Raw genomic sequence first — 17928 nt, forward strand, 5'->3', positions numbered from 1 at the left:
TCCTCCAGGTGATGCAGGGTACGGTCGCGCACTCACCGGGGTGGCGGCGCGGTCCACGAGGAGGAAGCGGGGCGTGGTCCCCAAGATCCCGAAGGGGTCGGAGGGTCTGGCTATTCGGCGGGGAGCAGGCCGCGGCGTCGGGCCATCTCCAGACCGCCAGCACCAGGCTTGCGCTCGATGTTCCTGGGCCGCGGTGGCGGCACCGACGCAGGAGCGCCACCAGGCGCAGCCGGGTTCGGGTGAGTGGGCTGGGCGAACAGCTCGGGCCGTCGGTCCTTCAGCTCCTGAACGGCCTCATCGAATGCGGTCTCGTCCGCGTCGTCGGCAACGCGCAGGAGAGCCACGGCGTCGTCGAGGTCGCGGCCGGTCGCTCCGGCGCTGGCGAGCAGCGCACGGCGCGTCGCCTCCCGCTCGCGCGCGACGGCCGCGCTCTCGCGGGCCAGGGCGGCTTGCTCCCGATCGGCCAGTGCCTGCTCGCGGCGCTCTGCCTCGGTGAGCTGCTCCTGCTCAGCTTGGCGGACGCTGGCGATGAACTCTTCCAGCGCGGAGGCACTGGAGAAGCCCAGCTTGTCGACCAGACTCCGGACTGCTGCCCGGCCGCCCTGGTCCTTCTCCCTGGCCATGAGGGTACTCAGGTGCTTCTGGCTGAGGCTGACGGTCGCCTCGTCACGGTTCGAGTCGTCCTCCGGCGAGGCGCCGAGTACCGGGTGGATCGGGCGGCCATCGCTGCGGTGACCAAGCACGGCGGACGGTGCGGGCAGGCTGCGAGTCCTCAAGAGTGCTCCCAAACGGCCCCGCGCCAACCACGAGTTTACGTAACGGGAGCGGAGACGTGTCCGCCTGGCCTGCTGCTCCGAACGGGCATCATTCTTCGTCGAAGCTCAGTTGGTTGGAGGCAAGCTTTAGGGTCTTGCCCTGCTCGATCTGTTCCACTCCGCGTTGAACATCGGCTGACGTATACCCATCCATGAACCGAACTGCTGACAGCGCAGCGTAAGAAGGGTCTAGTTCAAACGACAGCCATTTGCGTCCGAGGTTCTCAGCAACAAGTCCCGTTGAATTCGAGCCACTGAAGAAGTCCACGACAAGATCCCCCGGGTCTGTCAGCATCTCGATGAAGAATTCCGGCAGTTTTAGGGGGAATCGGGCCGGGTGTCCCGAACGCTTTATTGCTTTCACGGCCCGGAGGTATGCGTCGTTTGATTGGCTATTTGAGATGCTGAGAAGATTAGAGGGGAGGGCGCCGCCGTTGTCCACTCCGAAGGCCTTTCCGATGTTGTGTTCGGAAGGGCGCTCCTTAGGCCGGTAGTAACCGGATGGATTCTTGAGCAGCCGTTGCATCGACTCTGAGTATGGAACGCGGACGCGGCTGGTGTCTGCTTTCGGGAACTCGTTCTTCGAAAGCCACCAGACGGTGTTTACTGCATCCTTCGCGCGGATTTTTCGCTTGTTTACCCACTCGATTGGCGACGGAAGCTTGGATTTATTATACCAATAGAATTCTTCGGCCAGGAAGTATCCCAGCTTATCGACGAACGCGAGGAGGGCGCGAAATTGATGCAATGAACGAACGGGTGCACCTGCTTGATAGGCGCCACCGATGTCAATTACGAGACTGCCTTCCGGCTTCAATGCGTCCTTAGCGAGTTTAGCGAACTTGACGAGCCAGTCGACGTAGTTTTCCTGGTCCGTGTTCCCGTACGCCTTCTTGCGCAAGAGAGGGAAGGGGGGGCTTGTGATGAACAGGTCAACACTGTCGGCAGGCAGCTCGCCGAGCAGCTCGAGGCTGTCACCGGCAAGCTGCGTGCCCAAGTCGGTGGTGTAGCACCTGCGACCGGATCGTAGGGAATCAAGTACGTCCTGCATGTAGCGCCCCTCCGCGTCCGATCGATGCGAGAGCACTATAGCGGGCCAGGAGGGCCCCTGAGAGCCGCGGGATGCCTTCCGAGCAGCGAAAACCGCCTGAGCCAGGGGGAATGTCAGTGCCGTCTGAGAGTGTGTACTTCGTTCACAGCGAACAGTAGGGTGCCCGGACGAGGGGGAGGGTGTGGGAACGACGACGCCGGACTGGCTGGTGCTGCCAGAGGATCAGTTCCAGGAGGGGTACCCCCCTACACGGAAGTCCAGCAGTGGGTACCTTCACCGCGTCCTGGTCCGCGCCCTGCGCGAGTCTGTGGCCACGGTGCCGGGAGACGGAGAGCTGAAGCGGAAGCCCCTCGTGCTCGAGCTCAAGTCGCCCCTGCCGCCGCGGCTTCGCTTCTACCTCTACCAGGCGACCCAGCATCCCTCGGAGCGGCAGCAGGGTACGTACAAGATCCAATTGACGAGCGGCCTCCCTGCAGGAGGAACGCAGCCGGCGCGTAGATCCGTCCCGCGACAGGGGCCGAAGCCGCGTCTCTACTTCGACCGCGCCGAAAATGTCCGCCCTATCGTCATGGGCTATGTCCCGGGTTGGAATCTGTTTATCCTCTGGGATGCAGACATGCATGATCTGGGAGAGGGGTTCGGCTACGGGAAGAGTTGCCAAGTGCGCCCCGAGATTGTCGGAAAAGCTTTGGCTAGGGGGATGGCTCAGGGGAATCGCAATCTCCACGCTGGTCTGGTGGAGAAAATTGTCGTCACTCGCCCTCGACGGCTTGCCGAAGCCCTGAAGCTACGGATTCGGTTGAGTAACGACTCTATGGCTGAAGGGCTCTTCTGATGCTTAGAGATCTGGGAACTCTACGAACCGAGTACACAAGTGACACGGACGACATAGCCAAAGAATTCTATAACCCATGCTTGCGTGAGTCCAGCACTTACGACAGAATCACTGGTTTCTTCAGCTCGACGGTGTTCCATCTCGTCCAGTCCGGCCTCGCAAACTTCTTCATGGAACGGGCGGGAGCGATGCGAATCATCTGCTCCCCGCGATTGAGCAGTACCGATGCCGACAGCTTGATGTATGGATATGCTGCGCGGGATGACGCGGAGCTTGTCGCTACTCTTCGCGGCGAACTAACTCAGCTTCTGGGTTCATCGCGTGCTGACACCACTCGCCTACTCGCGGCGCTCATCGCTTCCGGCCGGCTAGATGTCAAGTTGGCAAGAGTCGCCCACAGTTCCTCAATCGACAGCAAACGCATGTTTCACGACAAGGTGGGGCTATTCTCGGATGATTCTGGCGACGCGGTTGGTTTTCGTGGCTCGCTGAATGAGAGCTACCTCGGCCTTGCGCCCGACGGCAACGTTGAGTCGATCGACGTCTGGCCATCCTGGGAAGGAGGCCGTGATGCCCTGCGTGTGAGCCATGCCGCCGCTCGTTTCGATAGGATTTGGGAGGGAGTTGTCCCAGGGGTCAGCGTTATCGGCCTGCCAGCCGAGATCAAGCAGGAACTCGAGCGCGTGGCAGAGGATACCGACCTTGAGGCTTTGCTGCGCGACCTCGCTCGCGGCCGCACGAACCGGGCCACGGATGCTGAGTTTTCACTCGGCGGCATCCGGCTCCGTGATCATCAGTGCAACGCAATCCGCGCATGGGAAGCGAACGACCATCGCGGGCTGCTGACGCATGCGACTGGTTCAGGCAAGACGATCACCGGACTTTATGCCGCTCGTACAGCCATGGCGCAAGGGCTGACACCGCTGATCTTGGTTCCCTCGAAGCTGCTGCTGGAGCAGTGGGCGGAGCAAGTCCGGGACTTGCTCGGTGCCCGGGTGCAACTTGTTGGTGGTGGCCACGATCAATGGAGCCGCGGCGGTGCCCTCCGCGCGTCAGTCGAGTCAGGGCGAAAGTACGTTGTGATCGCTGTTCTCAACAGCGCAGCGCAGCCGGCCTTTCGGGCGCAGCTGCGCCCGATGGTTAAGAAGCTGTTCACCGTTGCGGATGAGGCCCATCGCCTTGGCAGCTCCGAGTTCCGAATCATTTTGGACTGGCTCGCCACTCCATGGCGTCTTGGCCTCAGTGCCACACCAGAGCGAGCAAATGACCCAGAAGGCACCGACGCGATCTTCTCCTATTTCGGAGGGATCGTTCACCGCTACACGCTTAAGGACGCGCTCGATGACGGTGTCCTGGCGCCGTACGTCTACCACCCATCCTGGGTCGGCCTGTCTGATGATGAGCAGGAGCGTTGGGATCAGCTCACACGGGAGATCAGCCGGCGATACGCCATCTCGCGGGCACCCGGAGCAAAGCCGCAGACCCGTGAACAACTACGTCGTAAGCTGATTGAACGTGCCCGTATTTCTAAAGGTGCATCCGGCAAGATCGCCAAAGCTGTCAAACTGGTCTCGCAGCACTATCAGCCTGAATCAAAACAGAAATGGCTGATCTACTGCGACAGCCAGGATCAGATGAGCTTGGTACGGGAAGCTCTTGCCGATCGAGGAATCCGGTCCTGGGAATATCACAGCCAGATGGCGGGTGACCCTGGAGCCACACTGAAGCTATTTGATGTGAGTGGCGGCATCGTGGTCGCAATCAAATGCCTCGATGAAGGTGTCGATATACCCTCTGCCACTCATGCGTTGGTTCTGGCGAGCTCGCGTAATCCGCGGGAGTTCATTCAGCGGCGAGGAAGGATCCTCCGTCGCTCACCCACCAAGACATTGGCGACGCTAATCGATGTCCTCGTCCTTCCTGACACAGTGGAGCGAGGCGACCCAACCTGGCCTCTAGTCTTTGGCGAACTCTCGCGTGCATACGAGTTCGCGGGATGGGCGATCGGACAGGGTGCTGTATCAGCCCTGGAGGAGAAGTGGATCTCAATGGGGCTGCCGCTCGCGCAACTGGATGAGTTCCGGGCCGAGGGTATCGAAGGTGATGAAGAGAATAACGAAGGGGCTTCAGATGCCTGACCAGAGCAGCGAAACAGCAGATCTGTTTGCAACCGTTGAGGAGATCCGTAAGAAACGGTACTCCTACCTCGACCCAGAGCTAGTGAACGAGATCCTCGAAGTTCAGCGCAAGTTCACCGAGGACAGGGCAGAGGGCAGGAAGCGCACGGAGCAGATCATTAATCGCTGGGCCGCTCAGCAGGCGCCGAAGGGAGAGGGCTAATTCTTACTCTCGATCGTATCGTCGTTGAAAACTTCGGCCCCTACCGGGGGAGGCAGGAGGTCGAGTTCAGCCGCGAACGCGGTGTCTACCTCTTCTATGGATCCAACACCCGGGGTAAAACGACATTCCATAACGCCTTCCGTTATGCGCTATATGGAGAAATCCGTGGGCGGCGAAGCCTGGAAGACCCAGCCTTGTTGGCGAACACAGACGCTCGCAAGCTCGATGGCTACGGCTCCTTCAAGGTGACGCTGGAGTTTAACCACGAGGGAACGCCATATCGGCTCATCCGGCGTTACGACGAACAGCAGGATCCGACTGAAATCGCCCTCCTAGAGCGCGACGGTGTCCCCCTGTCCCAGGACGACTCTGAAAAGACCCTGCAGAGCATCGCGCCCAAGTCTGTAAGCCAGTTCTTCTTGTTCGACGGCGAGCAGCTCCGCAAGTACGAAGATCTGCTCGACGAGGATAGTGAGGACGGCGCCGCCCTTGAGGAGGCCATCGAACGCGTCCTGGGACTCCCGATCGTCGACAACGCCAAAGCTGATATGTCTGCCGTTCAGCAGGCTGTCGGCAAGCAGTTGGCGGCCCAGTACGCAGCGCACACCGAGACTAAGCGCATGGCCGTAGCCCTCAACGAGGCTCAAGATATGCGCGACAATCTCCAGGCGAACTGCAATGAGATTGTCGAGCGGATCGATACAGCCAAGAATAGGATCGAAGAGGTCGATTCCCGGCTCCGCGAGTTCAGCAAGGGTGAACGACTGCTCGGGCTTCTGGATGGGTTGAAGGATAAGGCGGCTGACGGGCGGCGTCGTGAAGAGGAGGCAGTTCTAGCCCTGAGCGAGTTGTCAGGTGACCTCTGGAAGGCGGTCTTGGCCCAGTCCGCCACTGAGCGCCTCATCGCAGTTGATGCTGAAATCACCGCCCTCGAAGCTGAAATGCGCCACGCCTCTGCGGCTGTGCGTGACTTGGCGCACCTCCGGGCGGAGTCTGACTGCCCGGTCTGCCGACAGGATGTTCCTGAACCGCTCCGAAGTGAGCTCATCACAGGACTTGAGCCCCACGCCTCGTCGTCGCATCAGGAGAACGTCGACGCCCGTCTGAGGCGAGTACGCGACAAGAGGAAAACCCTGCAGGCGCTTTCGCTGGAGAATGCAAGCCTCGTCGTGGAACGAGATCGCAACCTTCGCAAACTGCGCCTGGAGCTGCAGGAGTGCGATGAGGAGATCAAGGACCATGTGCAGCAGCTCAAGGCCTTTGGTGAGGACAAGCTACGCACCTTTACGCACGAGCGAAATGAGCTTCAAGGCAAGGTTCTGCGAGACGAAGACCGGCTCAAGGCGGCTCAAACAGATCTGGAAGAGCAGAAGTCGGAGATCGAAAAAATCAAGAGCAGGGCGCGACGGCTGGCTGTCCAGCCTGACGCAACATTGGATAGGAAGGACCAGGTTAGCCAGGCCCTAATCGCACTCTTCGGCGACGCCATCGATGCCTACCGCGCCAAGCTTCGCCGCAGAGTTGAGGAACGAGCGTCCGACATCTTTCGCGGGCTCAGCTCGGAGCCGGACTACAAGGGCTTGCGCATCACGGACCACTACGGGCTGGAGATCATTGACTCCGATGACGAGGTAGTGCGACGCTCGGCCGGCTACGAGCACCTGGTAGCACTTTCCTTGATCGCTGCCTTGCAGGACAGCGCGGCCGTACGAGGGCCAGTGATCATGGACTATCCGTTTGGCCGGCTGGATGCGGAGAACACCGCCAATGTTGTAGCGGGGCTCCCTCGTATGGCCAGGCAGGTCATTCTTCTGTCCTTCGACAGCGAATTCGACCGTCCTGCCGCGCTCCAGGCGCTCGGCAGCAACCTCGCAGCCGAGTACGAGCTCGAGCGCGTTGGCCCCAAGCACACCGTAATTAAGCCGCGGAGGACGATCTAGTGGCGGACCTCAAGAACATCGCACTCACCATCGAGGCCGCCCAGACGGCGGATGACCTCAAGCAACGGTTGGGTATCGCCGAGCAGATGGACCGTATCCGCCTCGGCTTCGCGTACGCGATCAAGAACGATGTCGCCCTGGACCGCGACGGCGGCCTGGGAACCAAGCGCGGCAGCAACTACGACACCGGAGGTCTCGACCACGATGGGCTGATGGCCGAGACCGTGAAGATCTACTACCCAGACCCAGAGGTCGTTGCCGAGCCGTACCGGGCTGTGGAAATTCTCATGAACAAGGGCCTGCTGCTACTCGGTGAACACTGCAAGCAAGGGGTCATCTACAGCGTAAGTGATCTTGTGGAGAGTCCTGACGAGTGAAAGGCGGCTTGGAGGACTGACGTGTGACGTGTTCTGCACGGCAGCATTTCGTTGCCGTGCAGAACAGGATGGGATGGACCCCTCACAAGCAGATGTCACCGTGCAGGAAGAGGAACTTCGTCAGTCCCTGAGGCAGCAGTGGGAGCCGATGTGGGGGACGCAGATGCCGTCCGACTATGCTCCCGCACCGAGGCCTCCATCCTCGCAATGATCCGCCTCACCTCTTCCCGCGCATCTTCGATCGGGTACCCGGCGTCCTGCAGCATCCGGATACCGGTCTCCAGCGACAAGACCCCGGCACCCACGCCCTTGACTACTTCGTCGAGGATCGCCGTCCGGTCCGTCGGCGTGTGCGGGCCGAACACGACGCGGGCGACCACTGGCTTGCCTGCGGGCCAGCCCTCTGCGCGGCCCACCTGATGGATGCGCTGCACCATCTTCAGTAGCAGCGCATACTTGTGCGCGCGGGCCAGGCGCAGGGAGTCGACGAGCGAGTCCAGCGGCCCGAGAGACAGCTGTAGGGCGTAGCCGCTGGGCACGTCGGATGGGTCGACGGTGCCCAAGCTGACAGCGGGTAGGCGGGCGTTGACCGCAGCCCGGTCGCGTATCTCCTCGACGCGGGCGCGGAGTTCAGCGAGTTGGTGTGAGGTGTCTAGGACGTCCATGCGGCCGCCGTCGTCCAGCGTGAAGATCGTGCCCGGTTCGACAGCGAGTGGCTTGGGCCTGCCGGTTACCCGGTTGACCTCGGGGCGGGCCCCGGCCAGGCCGATGATGGGGGCGCCCGTGGTGGCGGAGGCGCGGGCCGAGTCAGTGTCCGTTTCTGCGAGCTCATCCAGGGCTTGCATGACCTTGGCGAGCGTGGACTGCCCGAAGTGCTCCCCGTCCTCAATGGTGTTGCTGATGTGGATGAGCGGAATAAAGTCCAGCCGCAGATCCAGCCGGTACAGCACTTCGCCGTCTGTACGGGTACGGAAGCGGGCTTTGTCCAGTGGCAGATCATCGAGGCCCTGGCCGTGCCGCAGGTCTTCGATGAACCACTCGGCGTCGGTCAGGTAGCAGGTGACGGCGGACGGCTGATCAGGCGCCCAGGGGTACGCCCGCTCGACACGACCGGCCTCAGGGTTGTACTTGTCGCCGTTCCGGAGCCCGCTCGATTCGCCCTTAGAGTCGTACTGTTCGGTGTCCGCCTCAATGGGGCCGAGTTCGTACGTGATCCGCCTCAGCTTGGCCTTGAGACCGCGCTTCGGGTCTTCGGGGATCTCCCACGCCAGGTGTACGCGACGCGGGAAGTCGCCGGGGTCGGCGTCGTCCTCGAGTACAGGGAAGTAGAAGCCGGGGTCGTACGTTTTGAGCCGCACGCGCCGCTTTTGCGGGTCCCACGCCAGCAAGTACAGGCCGTCGCCCAGCAGTACGGCTTTGCGTTCGGCGGCCTGCATGCGCAGCGGCAGCAGCTCCGCCTCGGCCCAGTCCCGAAGTCGCTGTTGGACGTCGGCCGCTGCCACTGCGTCGGGGGTCGCATCCGCGTCCTTGGCGTGCTCGGCGCCGGGCACGATGATCTGCTGCGACTTCCCCAGCAAGTGAGAAAGCGTCGTGTCCACGAACGCGGACGGATCACCGAACTCACGACGCTCGGTGGCGGATTCGTTCCCCGATAGGGCAGCGAGCTCGCCGCCCTGGTTGTTGTCGTACGCGGCAAGGAGCTTGTACGCGGCGAGACGGCGTACGGCTTCCTCGGGAAGCCACGTTGCCTGAAGGTCCGGAGCCAGGGAATAGTGAGGTCGCCCATTGAGCGTGCCGGACATGACCGGCTTGTAGTTGAGCCACGACCAGGCGTCGGTAAGGAATGTGCGCAAGCCCACGGGGACAGGTCCGTAACGTCGGCCCCGCGCCACCGTTCAGCCTAGGTGAGCAAGCGTCCGGCCAACCCGGGCTGCTGGATTAGTCCGAACCAGTACTGTTCGTACGTCTGGGGCGATCCGTGAGTACCTCCTCCGAACTTGTACCTCCGCCGCTTGGCTGAGGCCAGGATCAGACGAGCGGTCTGTGGCCTGATGCGTCTACTCTGACCGCTGATCATGCGGCATGTCGGGAACGGGTGAGGTTGCGGGTGAAACTCAGACAAGAAGCACGCGTCCTCAAGGAAAAGGCTGTCTCGTCGATGGTTGCCGCGGCCGAGGCATTCAACTCCCCGGACGACCGTGGGAGGGTGACCAAGGTCCTTCTGTATTTGCAACACTCGTTCGAGATGCTCCTTAAGGCCGCGCTCGTCCAGAAGGGCATCAGCGTGTTCGACCCAGCCCTCGGTCGGTCACTTGGCTTCGAGACCTGTGTACGCAAGGCGACGGAGCACCCGGACGTCAAACTCAGCGAGTCCGACGCGGGAACTCTCAGGGCCATCGACGCTATGCGGGACGACGAGCAGCATTGGTTCAACCAGGTCTCGGAGCAATTGCTGTACGTGCATGCCCGGGCTGCCGTGACTCTCTTCGATGACCTGCTCCAGCGTGTGTTCAAGGAGCCGCTGGCAGATCACCTGCCGTCGCGGGTGCTGCCGGTCTCTGTTGACCCGCCACGTGACCTCGCGCTTCTCCTTGACGAGGAGTACAAGCAGATCGCTGCCCTGCTTCAGCCCGGCCGTCGCGCGACCCATGAAGCGCGGGCCCGGATTCGGACGCTGCTGGCGATGGAGGCTCACACTGGGCCGGAGACGCGCGTCTCCAGCAAGGACGTCGACCGGGTGCAGGCGGGCATCCGCGGGGGAGCGCCTCGTTCGGAAGTCTTCCCCCAACTGCAGCAACTAGCGACCGCCACGGACGGTGACGGGCTCCTCATCACGCTTCGCTTCGTGAAGAACCAGGCTGCCCCGCCGGTGCGTTACGCCGCTGATGAGACTGTGCCCGCGGCAGCGATCCGGGAGGTGGATCTCCAAGCCAAGTTTCACCGCTCGGCGGCCGACCTCGCCAGGGATCTCGGCTTGTCCCAGCCCAAGTGCACCGCGTTGCGACGACACCTGGGTATCGACACGGATCCGGGGTGCTGCCACGAGTTCGTTTTCCATTCCCAGCGCCTGATTCGCTTCTCAGACAATGCCTTCACTCGCCTGCGCGCCGCGCGTGACTCACTGGATCTTGAGGCCGTTTGGAGAGCCCACAAGCCGTTCGGCCGCCAGCAGGAGGCGTGCACGGTTCCCGGCTGCCAGGCCAGGTGACGGACACCCTTCGGATGCGATCTGCCGCACTGGGGCCGCGAATAGGCGGGGCAGACCTTGGTCACCGGCGACGAGCCAAACGGTCATCTCGGTAGTTGGAGGATGAGGTCTCGGCGTGGTGCGGGTCTGCCAGTTGCGTCAGAGCGTGTACGGCCGCGTCCATGCGGTCCGGGCTGCCCATGCCGGCGACCCACGTCACCATCTGCTGCTCCAGTACCGGCCATTCGCCGACGTGGTGGACGCGGCCCTGCTCGTAGAGCTGCGCGATCGGCTCGGCCCTCAACCTCTTGCCGTGCTTCGCAGTGACCTGCAGCACAGCGGGCATCAGCATGTTCTCGGTGCGCCTCTCACTCCGGAGCTCCTGCCAGGACTGATGGAGGATCTGGCGGGACATGTCGCCGCCATAGTTGCTCTCCACCACGATCGCGTCCGCGCGGAGTTCGATTGCCAGCAGGCACGTCTCCCGCCCCCAGTCACCGGCGCCACGGTTGCCGGAGCGGTCATCGAGGACATAGAGGTGTCCGTCGCGGTCGCGGGCCGCAGCGACGATGCCCGTCTCGTCGCCAACGGCGGACTCGCCACCGGCAGGGTCAACGGCTACGACAATCCGCGTCAGTTCGATGCCACGGAACTGGGCTGCGGTGACACGGTTGTTGGTGATCCAGGGCCACTGCCAGACGCCGCCGTCCTGCGGTCGCGGCTGCTGCATGTAGAGCGACCACCAGACGCGTTCGCCGACGGAGCGGCGGATCTCGGCGAGCGCGTCGCCGTCGTATCGCTCCGGCCATAGAGGTGCACCGAGAGGGCGGTCGAGGGCGTCGTCTTCCGAGAGTGCGAGGGCGGGCAGGTCGATGACGGTCCACCGGTCGCCTTCATCGGCGAGGACTCGTCCGGCGAGGTCGTCCTCGTCCCAGCGGGTCTGGATCAAGATGACCGAGCCGCCAGGTTCGATTCGGGTCAGCAGGACGGCCTGCCACCATTCCCACAACCGTTTGCGCATGGTCGGCGAGGAGGCCTCGGCCGCGTCCTTGATGGGGTCGTCGACGACGGCCAGGTGCGCGCCCTTGCCGGTGAGGCCGCCGCCGACTCCTGCCATGACGGCGCCGCCTTCGGTACCGGCAAGGTCGAAGCGGTTGGCTGCGGAGGAGCCTGCACGCAGACTGATGCCAAGTTGCGGCCCGTAGTTGAGGATCGCGTCGCGGATCCACCGGCCGTGATCGTCGGCAAGGTCGGATGAGTAGCTCGCGATCATCACGCGGTGCTCGGGGCGGCGGCGCAGATACCAGAGCGGCGCCCAGCGGGCGGCGCGGCGGCTCTTGCCGTGCCGCGGCGGCATCGTCAGCAGCAGGCGCGTCGGCTGCCCCGCCGCGACTCGTTCGAATGCCGCGTCGATCAGCCCCAGGTGCGGGGCCTGCATTTCGCGACCCTCGGTGAGGACGGCGGCCATCGCGCCGGGGGAGCGGTCCATCGCCAACTGCCGCTCGATACGCACGAGCCGGGCGCGAAGCTCAGGGGTGGAGGCTGCGGCTATCTCACGGCGGCGCTGCGCAGGAAGCGTCCGATAGACCTCGAGGACCGCCGCCTCGTCAGCCCCGGCCACCCTCGCCGCCCGCGAGGTTGATCAGGCGCTCCAGCTCGTCCAGGCCCGCGCTCTCCACCTGTACTGCGCCACCATCAGGTCCGGACAGTTCAGTGCGAGCTGGCCGGTCGAGACCGAGAAGGCGACTGCTGCGCTCGATGATCCGCACAGCGCGGTCGACGGCTTGATAGTCGCCGTTGCGGATCGCCGCGCGGTAGACCCCGAAGAAGAGTCGCTCCAGTCGCTCCACCATGAGCTGCCGCAACTCGTCGGCGCTCTCATCCAGCGCGGTGGTGCGCTCGGCGAGCGCCTTGGAAACGTCCTTGCAGGCGAACTCGATGAGCCGCTTATCGGTGGGCGGCTCCAGGCCCCGCTTGTACTTGTCGATGCCGTACCCCTGCGGGTACGCGACGCCGTCAGAGTTGATGGCAGGGTCGGCCGCGAGCTTGCGGCCGATCGTCAGCCAGTCCACCCCGGCCAGCTTCAGGTCGATCGCATCGGCTCGCCGCTGGGTGATGGCAGCCCGGGTGGCGCGGTTGGGGCGGCCCATGAAACAACTCCCTGGGCCCCGCGCCCACACTCCATGATCCCTGACTCAGCTGCGAACTGCGTCGACCTGTTGGTTCACAGCGCGTGCAGCTCGGCGGGGATTATTACCGGGACTACGCTTCGCTTGCCGCTCAGTCATGAGCCGATCAGTCGCACCCCTCGCACCGCGGCCGCGGCCGAGATGCGCAGGGCGAGTAGATATTCCGTGTCGGTGAGGGAGCCGTTGTCGCTGCTGCCGCCCACGGTGAGCTCGATCGAGTCCTGGTTGACGGTGCAGCTCGCGTAGTAAGAGGTCTCGTCCTCACAGGCCACGATGTCGCCAAGGAACGGCAGCACGTGATCCCGCTGCATGACAAAGACTCCGACTAGTAGACCCTCTCGGTGCTCCCAGCCCGACATGTGTCGCCTGACTCTGGCGAGTTGCGCGTCATCCACCCCAGCTTGCCCGCACCGTCAGTTGCGTTTGGTTTCCGCTGGGGTGGCGCCGGTTGCACGAGGACCGGGGTGCGCCAAGACGATGCCGGGACCCCAGCGATACGTCCGGTCCTTGGCTTGCGCGTGGTCAGTGTTCATGCGGACCTGGACTTCGACGGCCCCGTCCGGGTACCGGTGGCGGGCCTGAATCGATGCCCAGTGCCAGGTGCCGCCACTCCAGACCCATGCGGCGGGCTCGTGCCCGGCCGAGTACACGTCTGTGCGAACACCGAGGGTCTCGTGTTCGGCCCGGGACGCGGCCTCGATGGGCTCGATGGTGGGCGCGGTGCTCGGCGGATCCCAATAGAACATGAGTGCGATAGTAGGTGAAGGCCTCGCCCTATGCGATGTCTACGGTCGCTGAGGCTGAGCGCCTCTTCAGGCGGCCAGTTCGGGCACAGGAAGCCCGACCCGTCCCAGGGTCGGGCTCTTCAGAGCCTTCCGGCCTCGTCGCTGCTACCTGATGGAGATGTCGTCGTAGGCGAGTTTGAGCGTCTCGATCGCCGGGGCGTCGTCGGTGGCTTTGAGCTCAGGGCTCGACCACTCCGTCGCCCAGCAGTTGTACAGCACGTAGCTACGCACCGGATTCTGCTTGTGGTCGATGGCCGAGATGGTAACGGTCTGTCGCGCCTTCTCAATGTCACGCTTCACGACGCAGTCCTGGACCCAGTCGATGAACGCGGGACTTCGGTCGAGACAGTGGGTGAGGGTGACCTCTCCGGACTGCTTCACTCCCGGTGTCTTCCGGACGACAGGATTTCCGGCGGCCGTGGGCTGCCTGGCTTCGACGGCGCTTGGGGCGAAGCTGGCCCCCGAGACGGACTGGAAACTCGCGACCTGGAAGTTACCGAGTGCGAGGTCGAACCGGTTTGAGGACTGCGCGTCACCGATGGTCATGATCTGACTCCCTGATGCTGGGTACGGCCACGCGTCCGAGGCCTGGCCAACCGACACTTACCCCGGGCACATGGAGGCCCGTACTAGCGGGGCAAGAAGAAACGATCACCCGTCACCGGGATGGAGGACACCGCTCCACGTGCGCGCGAATGTCCAGGGCGGACCGTATGGCCAAGTGGCACGCTCAACTGGCCAACTGCGGGGTTCCGACCGCGCGTCCGTGAAGGCTCAGCCTGTTGCCGGGCCCGACAGCCTTCGACGACAGCGTTCCATACTGTTCAGACGGTGGTCGGCGGCGGCCCGGCGTGGACGCGGGCCGTCCTTCTGGCGTAGTCGTCACGGAAACGCGGTCACAACCAACCGAGGCGCTCAGTCACAGTCGCGCAGGCACTTCGGGAAGGCGGAGGCGATCGCTAGCATCCGGCAGCCTGATCGCGGCTGCCCATGGCAGGGCCTTCGGGCAGCCGCCTTGTGTCAGTTCAAGGGGAGTTGCTCGGCCCCTTCCGCTGCCTTGTTGGCGGGCCTGGGCGGGGCGTCAGGAACGTTCCGATGGGTGCGTAGCCACCAGGCGAATTGCCAGTTCCGGCAGGTGCGATAGAGCCGGGAGTTCCGCCTGGGGGCATTGCGGGGGATGGAGTGCTCGCCCCAGTCGAGGATGGGGCGGGCGTTGGTGAGTTGCACGCCGAGGCCGGGCGCGAGTGCATCGCCTTCCCAGGTTTCGCCTGGCGCGTGCTCGAATGCGAGGTGGGCGTTGCGTGACCAGTCCCACGGGATGGGGAGCGCGCACAAGTACCAGGCAGCCGGAGGGTTGTTGCTGGGGAGGTGTAGTATCTGCCGCGGTCTGTGGGTGTTGATGTGATGCCGGTCGGGCTCCCCGAACGCCTTCAGGCAGTGCTGTGTCAGATCCAGGTTGCGGACGCCAGCCAGCCACATGATGCGGTACTTGTCGCGCGCCTCAATTTCTATGCGAACTTTCTCCGAGTTCGCCCCCGATTCCATTTCTCTACCCCTCCATGCTTGAATTCCTATCCTTGGTCAATCCTATCAAAATTGCCGCCAATTCCTCGTGTTTCCCGTGTCGGAAATCGTTAGGGTAGGGCATATTGAATTCTTCATTCACGGCCCTTTCGTATTCCTCTGCTGGCAATGCGCGTGGGCGTCGGCAGACCGCCTTGACGGTGGCCCTAGTCGCGTCGCTGATCTCCACATCGTCGAAGTAGCGGGACAGCAGCCCGCGCAGCGACTCGGGGGTGTGGTAGCGGATGCGTTGCCACTTGCCACGCACGAACCGCATGTCCACGTTCTCGCTGTCGAGGAAGGACAGCCGAGTGGAGTCGCGGCTGATGGAGTGCTCGGAGTTCTCGTACGCCAACTCACGTTCCAGATTGCGTGTGCCGATGCAGACCTGCCCGTCCGCGGCGCAGAGCGCGTTGACGGTGGTGAGAACCCAGTGCTGGTAGTCGAGGCTGGTGGTGGCGTTGATGACGGAGTCGAGGACGACGACCTCGTACAGGCCGTTCTCCTTCAACTCGCGTTCGATGCTGCGGATCTGGCCGACGATCGTGCGGATGTCGACGGCGTACTTGCCCTTCAGGGTCCGGTACGGCTCGTAGTCGTGGATCTTGTAGCCCTTGCCGCGGAGGTGCCGGGCGTAGTCGCCGTGCCCGGCTCCGAAGTCCACCACTCGGTGCGAGGTCGTCAGCCACGGCAGCACGAGGCGCTCCCACACCTCGGACTTGTAGCGGACCTTGTCCGCCTTTGCCTTCGAGGAGTGTTCACGCAACCGGTTGGGCTGCACGATGTGCTGGTTCCACACGGGCGCCTGGTCCTCGAGGCCGGACCAGTCGTACACGCCGTACTCGCCGGTGAGGTCCTCGACAAGCTGCCCGGCGTCGAAGGAGGCGACGGTCCAGGCGAGGATGTCGAAGCGTTGCGACTTGGCGACGGCCGCGTACTCGGCGTTCAGCACGATGCGGCCCTGGTCGTCTATGACCACAGAGCCCCACGGTCCGTGGGCGGCGGTCATGAAGCCGATCGCCTGCTGGAACGGCAGGTTCTTCGACTCCTCAACTTCAATGGTCTGCCACGGAATCCAACACCACTGGCCGATCGGCCCTGGTTCCGCGTAGACAACAGAGGACTCGGTTTCGACGCGGTTGTGCAGGAGGTTGAACTTGATCTCATCCTGCAGGCGCACCTTCTGCGGCAGGATCATCGCCGGCGTCGTGGCCTGCCCGATCGCTTTGAGGCCCTTGGTCCTCTGGTGGCCCGCGACCAGCGTCCCGTCAGCGTTGAGGATCACGGGCTTCACGACGCCATGGCGGCGCAAGGACCCCTGCAGCCGGACGAACGACTCGTCAGACAGACGCCGCGGGTTGTAGTCCGCCGGCCGCAGCTTCTCAAGCGGATAGGCAGGCTCGAACCGTACGTCGAGACTCACGCAACCGCTCCCTCTTCGGCACGGTGCTCCTCGTTGAGGACGTGCCAGCCGAAACCCATGTCGGAGTCGTGGCCGTCGACGAACCGCTTGTAGAGCGCGTCGAGGAGCTCGACCTCGGCCTGCGTGATGCGGACGCGGGTGGACGACCACTGCATGTACCCCCACTGCAGGTAATCCACCGTGGCCGCAGCCCCGGTGTCCGCCCCGTCCGAGGGCAGCTCGATCGGCGCGGGAAGCGCCGTCTCATCCAGGAGCTCATCGAGCTGATCCTGGTCGTATCCGGTGCCCTGAAGGTCGGGGAGCTCGGTGAGGATGTCCGCCAGGAGCACCGTGTCGTACCCGGCGAGATCACTAGTGCGGTTGTCGACGATGACGATCTTTGCCGCAGCATCGTCATCGACATCGAGCCAGGTGACCGCGATGTCGGACCACCCGAGCTGCTTCGCAGCCTTGAAGGTGTGGTTGCCGGCGAGGATCTCGTTGGGACGGCCGGTGAGCGAACCGCGGTTCACGACGATCGGCCGGTACTGACCATTGACAGACAGCGAATCGGTGATGGAGTCGAGATCGCCAGTGCGTGGATTGCGCTGGTACGGGGCCAACTCGTCGACCGGGACGGCCAACTCCGCGAGCGAGGCCGGTATGCGGGGGGTGGCAGTGGACACGGGTCTCCAGCCCCACGCCCACCATCGAGCCTAGGTCATCACCCGCGACGCCCTGCCAGACTGATCGCGAAGCGACGTGAGTGAATCGGGGAGCGGCCGAGTACTCGGAGCTTCACCACATGTGGTTCGCTCCCAGTCCAGGGTGCTGTAGTGACAACCGACCTTTGCACTTCGCTGACTTGCTGTCGGCGCGAATGTTCCCGGTACCGAGACTGGGGACTTCACCGTGATCAGGAACCTCTCCGGTCCAGCGGACCAGGGCACATCGTTGATCATCATGACAGCCAGCCAGAAGCAAAGCGGCAACCTCATCGTCCAGGTGGCGAAGGATTCGGAGGGCGAGCGGCTCTGGTATCAGCAACTCGAGGACGGGGTTCTTCGATCTTGGGATCACCCCGTTACTCACAGCGATCTACGTCCCCGACCGGCACCGTAAGCCGTCTCGCAGGGCGTAGCCGAGGTCGATATCAGTGGAATTACCGCCACGGAGTGTCGATCAACCGGCCTCTGTGGAACCGGTGTTCAGCTTGTGCCCGTACCAGATGCCGGAGGGAGCAGTTCGCGAGACAGCTCATCCCCGTCCGGCGCGTTGCGCACGGTGCCGGGACCGGTCCGTCGTGCAGCGCCCGGGCACCGAGCGTGGAATCGTAATAGGGCGGGATGGCCGTGGGGCGAACGGAGTCTTCCCGCAGGCCGGTGCTGTGCTCCATCGCGATCTATGGCTGTTTCAGACCTGTGTTGGCAGCGTCTTGTCTGCG

At 63.6% G+C, this 17928-nt stretch carries 17 protein-coding genes; 6 read left to right on the top strand and 11 right to left on the bottom strand.

The annotated features are described in order from the left end of the window. Nucleotides 1–110 precede the first annotated feature (110 nt). Nucleotides 111–776 (bottom strand): hypothetical protein, encoded by a 666-nt coding sequence (locus ACWD10_RS04820; RefSeq protein WP_451087005.1) that lies wholly within the window; start codon nt 774–776, stop codon nt 111–113. 88 nt (nt 777–864) lie between these two features. Then, nucleotides 865–1812: a DNA-methyltransferase gene (locus tag ACWD10_RS04825; protein ID WP_451087007.1), complete on the bottom strand. Its 948-nt coding sequence runs from the start codon at nt 1810–1812 to the stop codon at nt 865–867. 406 nt (nt 1813–2218) lie between these two features. On the opposite strand from ACWD10_RS04825, the gene ACWD10_RS04830 reads away from it, so the two are divergent. The 5 genes from ACWD10_RS04830 (at nt 2219) to ACWD10_RS04850 (ending at nt 7358) form a co-directional block, all read left to right on the top strand. Continuing rightward, the gene (locus ACWD10_RS04830; RefSeq protein WP_451087009.1) at nt 2219–2701 is read left to right on the top strand and encodes a hypothetical protein; all 483 of its coding nucleotides are present in this window, start codon (nt 2219–2221) and stop codon (nt 2699–2701) included. Nucleotides 2702–2781: 80 nt separating this feature from the next. Then, nucleotides 2782–4839: a DEAD/DEAH box helicase family protein gene (locus tag ACWD10_RS04835; RefSeq protein WP_451087011.1), complete on the top strand. Its 2058-nt coding sequence runs from the start codon at nt 2782–2784 to the stop codon at nt 4837–4839. Continuing rightward, complete coding sequence (locus ACWD10_RS04840) at nt 4832–5041, top strand: hypothetical protein (protein WP_451087013.1); 210 nt, start codon at nt 4832–4834, stop codon at nt 5039–5041. Before ACWD10_RS04835 ends, ACWD10_RS04840 begins: the two co-directional genes overlap by 8 nt. Nucleotides 5042–5058: 17 nt before the next feature. Then, nucleotides 5059–6981: an AAA family ATPase gene (locus ACWD10_RS04845; protein WP_451087217.1), complete on the top strand. Its 1923-nt coding sequence runs from the start codon at nt 5059–5061 to the stop codon at nt 6979–6981. Continuing rightward, nucleotides 6981–7358, top strand: a complete 378-nt coding sequence (locus ACWD10_RS04850; RefSeq protein WP_451087015.1) for a hypothetical protein — start codon at nt 6981–6983, stop codon at nt 7356–7358. The genes ACWD10_RS04845 and ACWD10_RS04850 overlap by 1 nt, the downstream gene beginning before the upstream one ends. Before the next feature lie 95 nt (nt 7359–7453). Here ACWD10_RS04850 and ACWD10_RS04855 read toward each other — a convergent pair whose 3' ends face one another. Continuing rightward, entirely contained in the window at nt 7454–9160 is a 1707-nt protein-coding gene (locus ACWD10_RS04855) for a hypothetical protein (RefSeq protein ID WP_451087017.1), read from the bottom strand. 305 nt (nt 9161–9465) lie between these two features. Between ACWD10_RS04855 and ACWD10_RS04860 the strand changes: the two genes are divergently transcribed. Then, nucleotides 9466–10566, top strand: a complete 1101-nt coding sequence (locus ACWD10_RS04860) for a DUF3644 domain-containing protein (protein ID WP_451087019.1) — start codon at nt 9466–9468, stop codon at nt 10564–10566. Between the two features lie 61 nt (nt 10567–10627). On the opposite strand, the gene ACWD10_RS04865 is transcribed toward ACWD10_RS04860, so the two are convergent. The 8 genes from ACWD10_RS04865 to ACWD10_RS04900 all read right to left on the bottom strand — a co-directional run bounded on the left by ACWD10_RS04865 (nt 10628) and on the right by ACWD10_RS04900 (nt 17170). Beyond that, nucleotides 10628–12166: a terminase large subunit domain-containing protein gene (locus ACWD10_RS04865; RefSeq protein WP_451087021.1), complete on the bottom strand. Its 1539-nt coding sequence runs from the start codon at nt 12164–12166 to the stop codon at nt 10628–10630. Further along, nucleotides 12153–12695 carry a hypothetical protein gene (locus ACWD10_RS04870; RefSeq protein ID WP_451087023.1) on the bottom strand — a complete coding sequence of 181 codons (543 nt, stop codon included), beginning with the start codon at nt 12693–12695 and terminating at the stop codon, nt 12153–12155. The genes ACWD10_RS04865 and ACWD10_RS04870 overlap by 14 nt, the downstream gene beginning before the upstream one ends. Nucleotides 12696–12829: 134 nt before the next feature. Beyond that, a complete protein-coding gene (locus ACWD10_RS04875; RefSeq protein WP_451087025.1) occupies nt 12830–13045 on the bottom strand; it encodes a hypothetical protein in 216 nt (71 codons plus the stop codon). A gap of 102 nt (nt 13046–13147) precedes the next feature. Beyond that, entirely contained in the window at nt 13148–13480 is a 333-nt protein-coding gene (locus tag ACWD10_RS04880; RefSeq protein WP_451087027.1) for a hypothetical protein, read from the bottom strand. 144 nt (nt 13481–13624) lie between these two features. Then, nucleotides 13625–14065, bottom strand: coding sequence for a phage tail protein (locus tag ACWD10_RS04885; protein WP_451087029.1), 441 nt, complete (start codon nt 14063–14065; stop codon nt 13625–13627). 474 nt (nt 14066–14539) lie between these two features. After that, nucleotides 14540–15064, bottom strand: coding sequence for a hypothetical protein (locus ACWD10_RS04890; protein ID WP_451087031.1), 525 nt, complete (start codon nt 15062–15064; stop codon nt 14540–14542). Nucleotides 15065–15068: 4 nt separating this feature from the next. Then, nucleotides 15069–16505, bottom strand: coding sequence for a methyltransferase domain-containing protein (locus ACWD10_RS04895; protein ID WP_451087033.1), 1437 nt, complete (start codon nt 16503–16505; stop codon nt 15069–15071). Then, nucleotides 16502–17170 (bottom strand): ParB/RepB/Spo0J family partition protein, encoded by a 669-nt coding sequence (locus tag ACWD10_RS04900; protein ID WP_451087035.1) that lies wholly within the window; start codon nt 17168–17170, stop codon nt 16502–16504. Before ACWD10_RS04900 ends, ACWD10_RS04895 begins: the two co-directional genes overlap by 4 nt. Nucleotides 17171–17928: the final 758 nt, after the last annotated feature.

The organism is Streptomyces sp. NPDC002851 (genome assembly GCF_053591935.1).

Coding starts and splice junctions, on each gene's coding strand:
- ACWD10_RS04890 (WP_451087031.1), bottom strand. CDS start 15,064: ATGGAATCGGGGGCGAACTCGGAGAAAGTTCGCATAGAAATTGAGGCG.
- ACWD10_RS04870 (WP_451087023.1), bottom strand. CDS start 12,695: ATGGGCCGCCCCAACCGCGCCACCCGGGCTGCCATCACCCAGCGGCGA.
- ACWD10_RS04855 (WP_451087017.1), bottom strand. CDS start 9,160: ATGTCCGGCACGCTCAATGGGCGACCTCACTATTCCCTGGCTCCGGAC.
- ACWD10_RS04840 (WP_451087013.1), top strand. CDS start 4,832: ATGCCTGACCAGAGCAGCGAAACAGCAGATCTGTTTGCAACCGTTGAG.
- ACWD10_RS04875 (WP_451087025.1), bottom strand. CDS start 13,045: ATGCAGCGGGATCACGTGCTGCCGTTCCTTGGCGACATCGTGGCCTGT.
- ACWD10_RS04880 (WP_451087027.1), bottom strand. CDS start 13,480: ATGTTCTATTGGGATCCGCCGAGCACCGCGCCCACCATCGAGCCCATC.
- ACWD10_RS04885 (WP_451087029.1), bottom strand. CDS start 14,065: ATGACCATCGGTGACGCGCAGTCCTCAAACCGGTTCGACCTCGCACTC.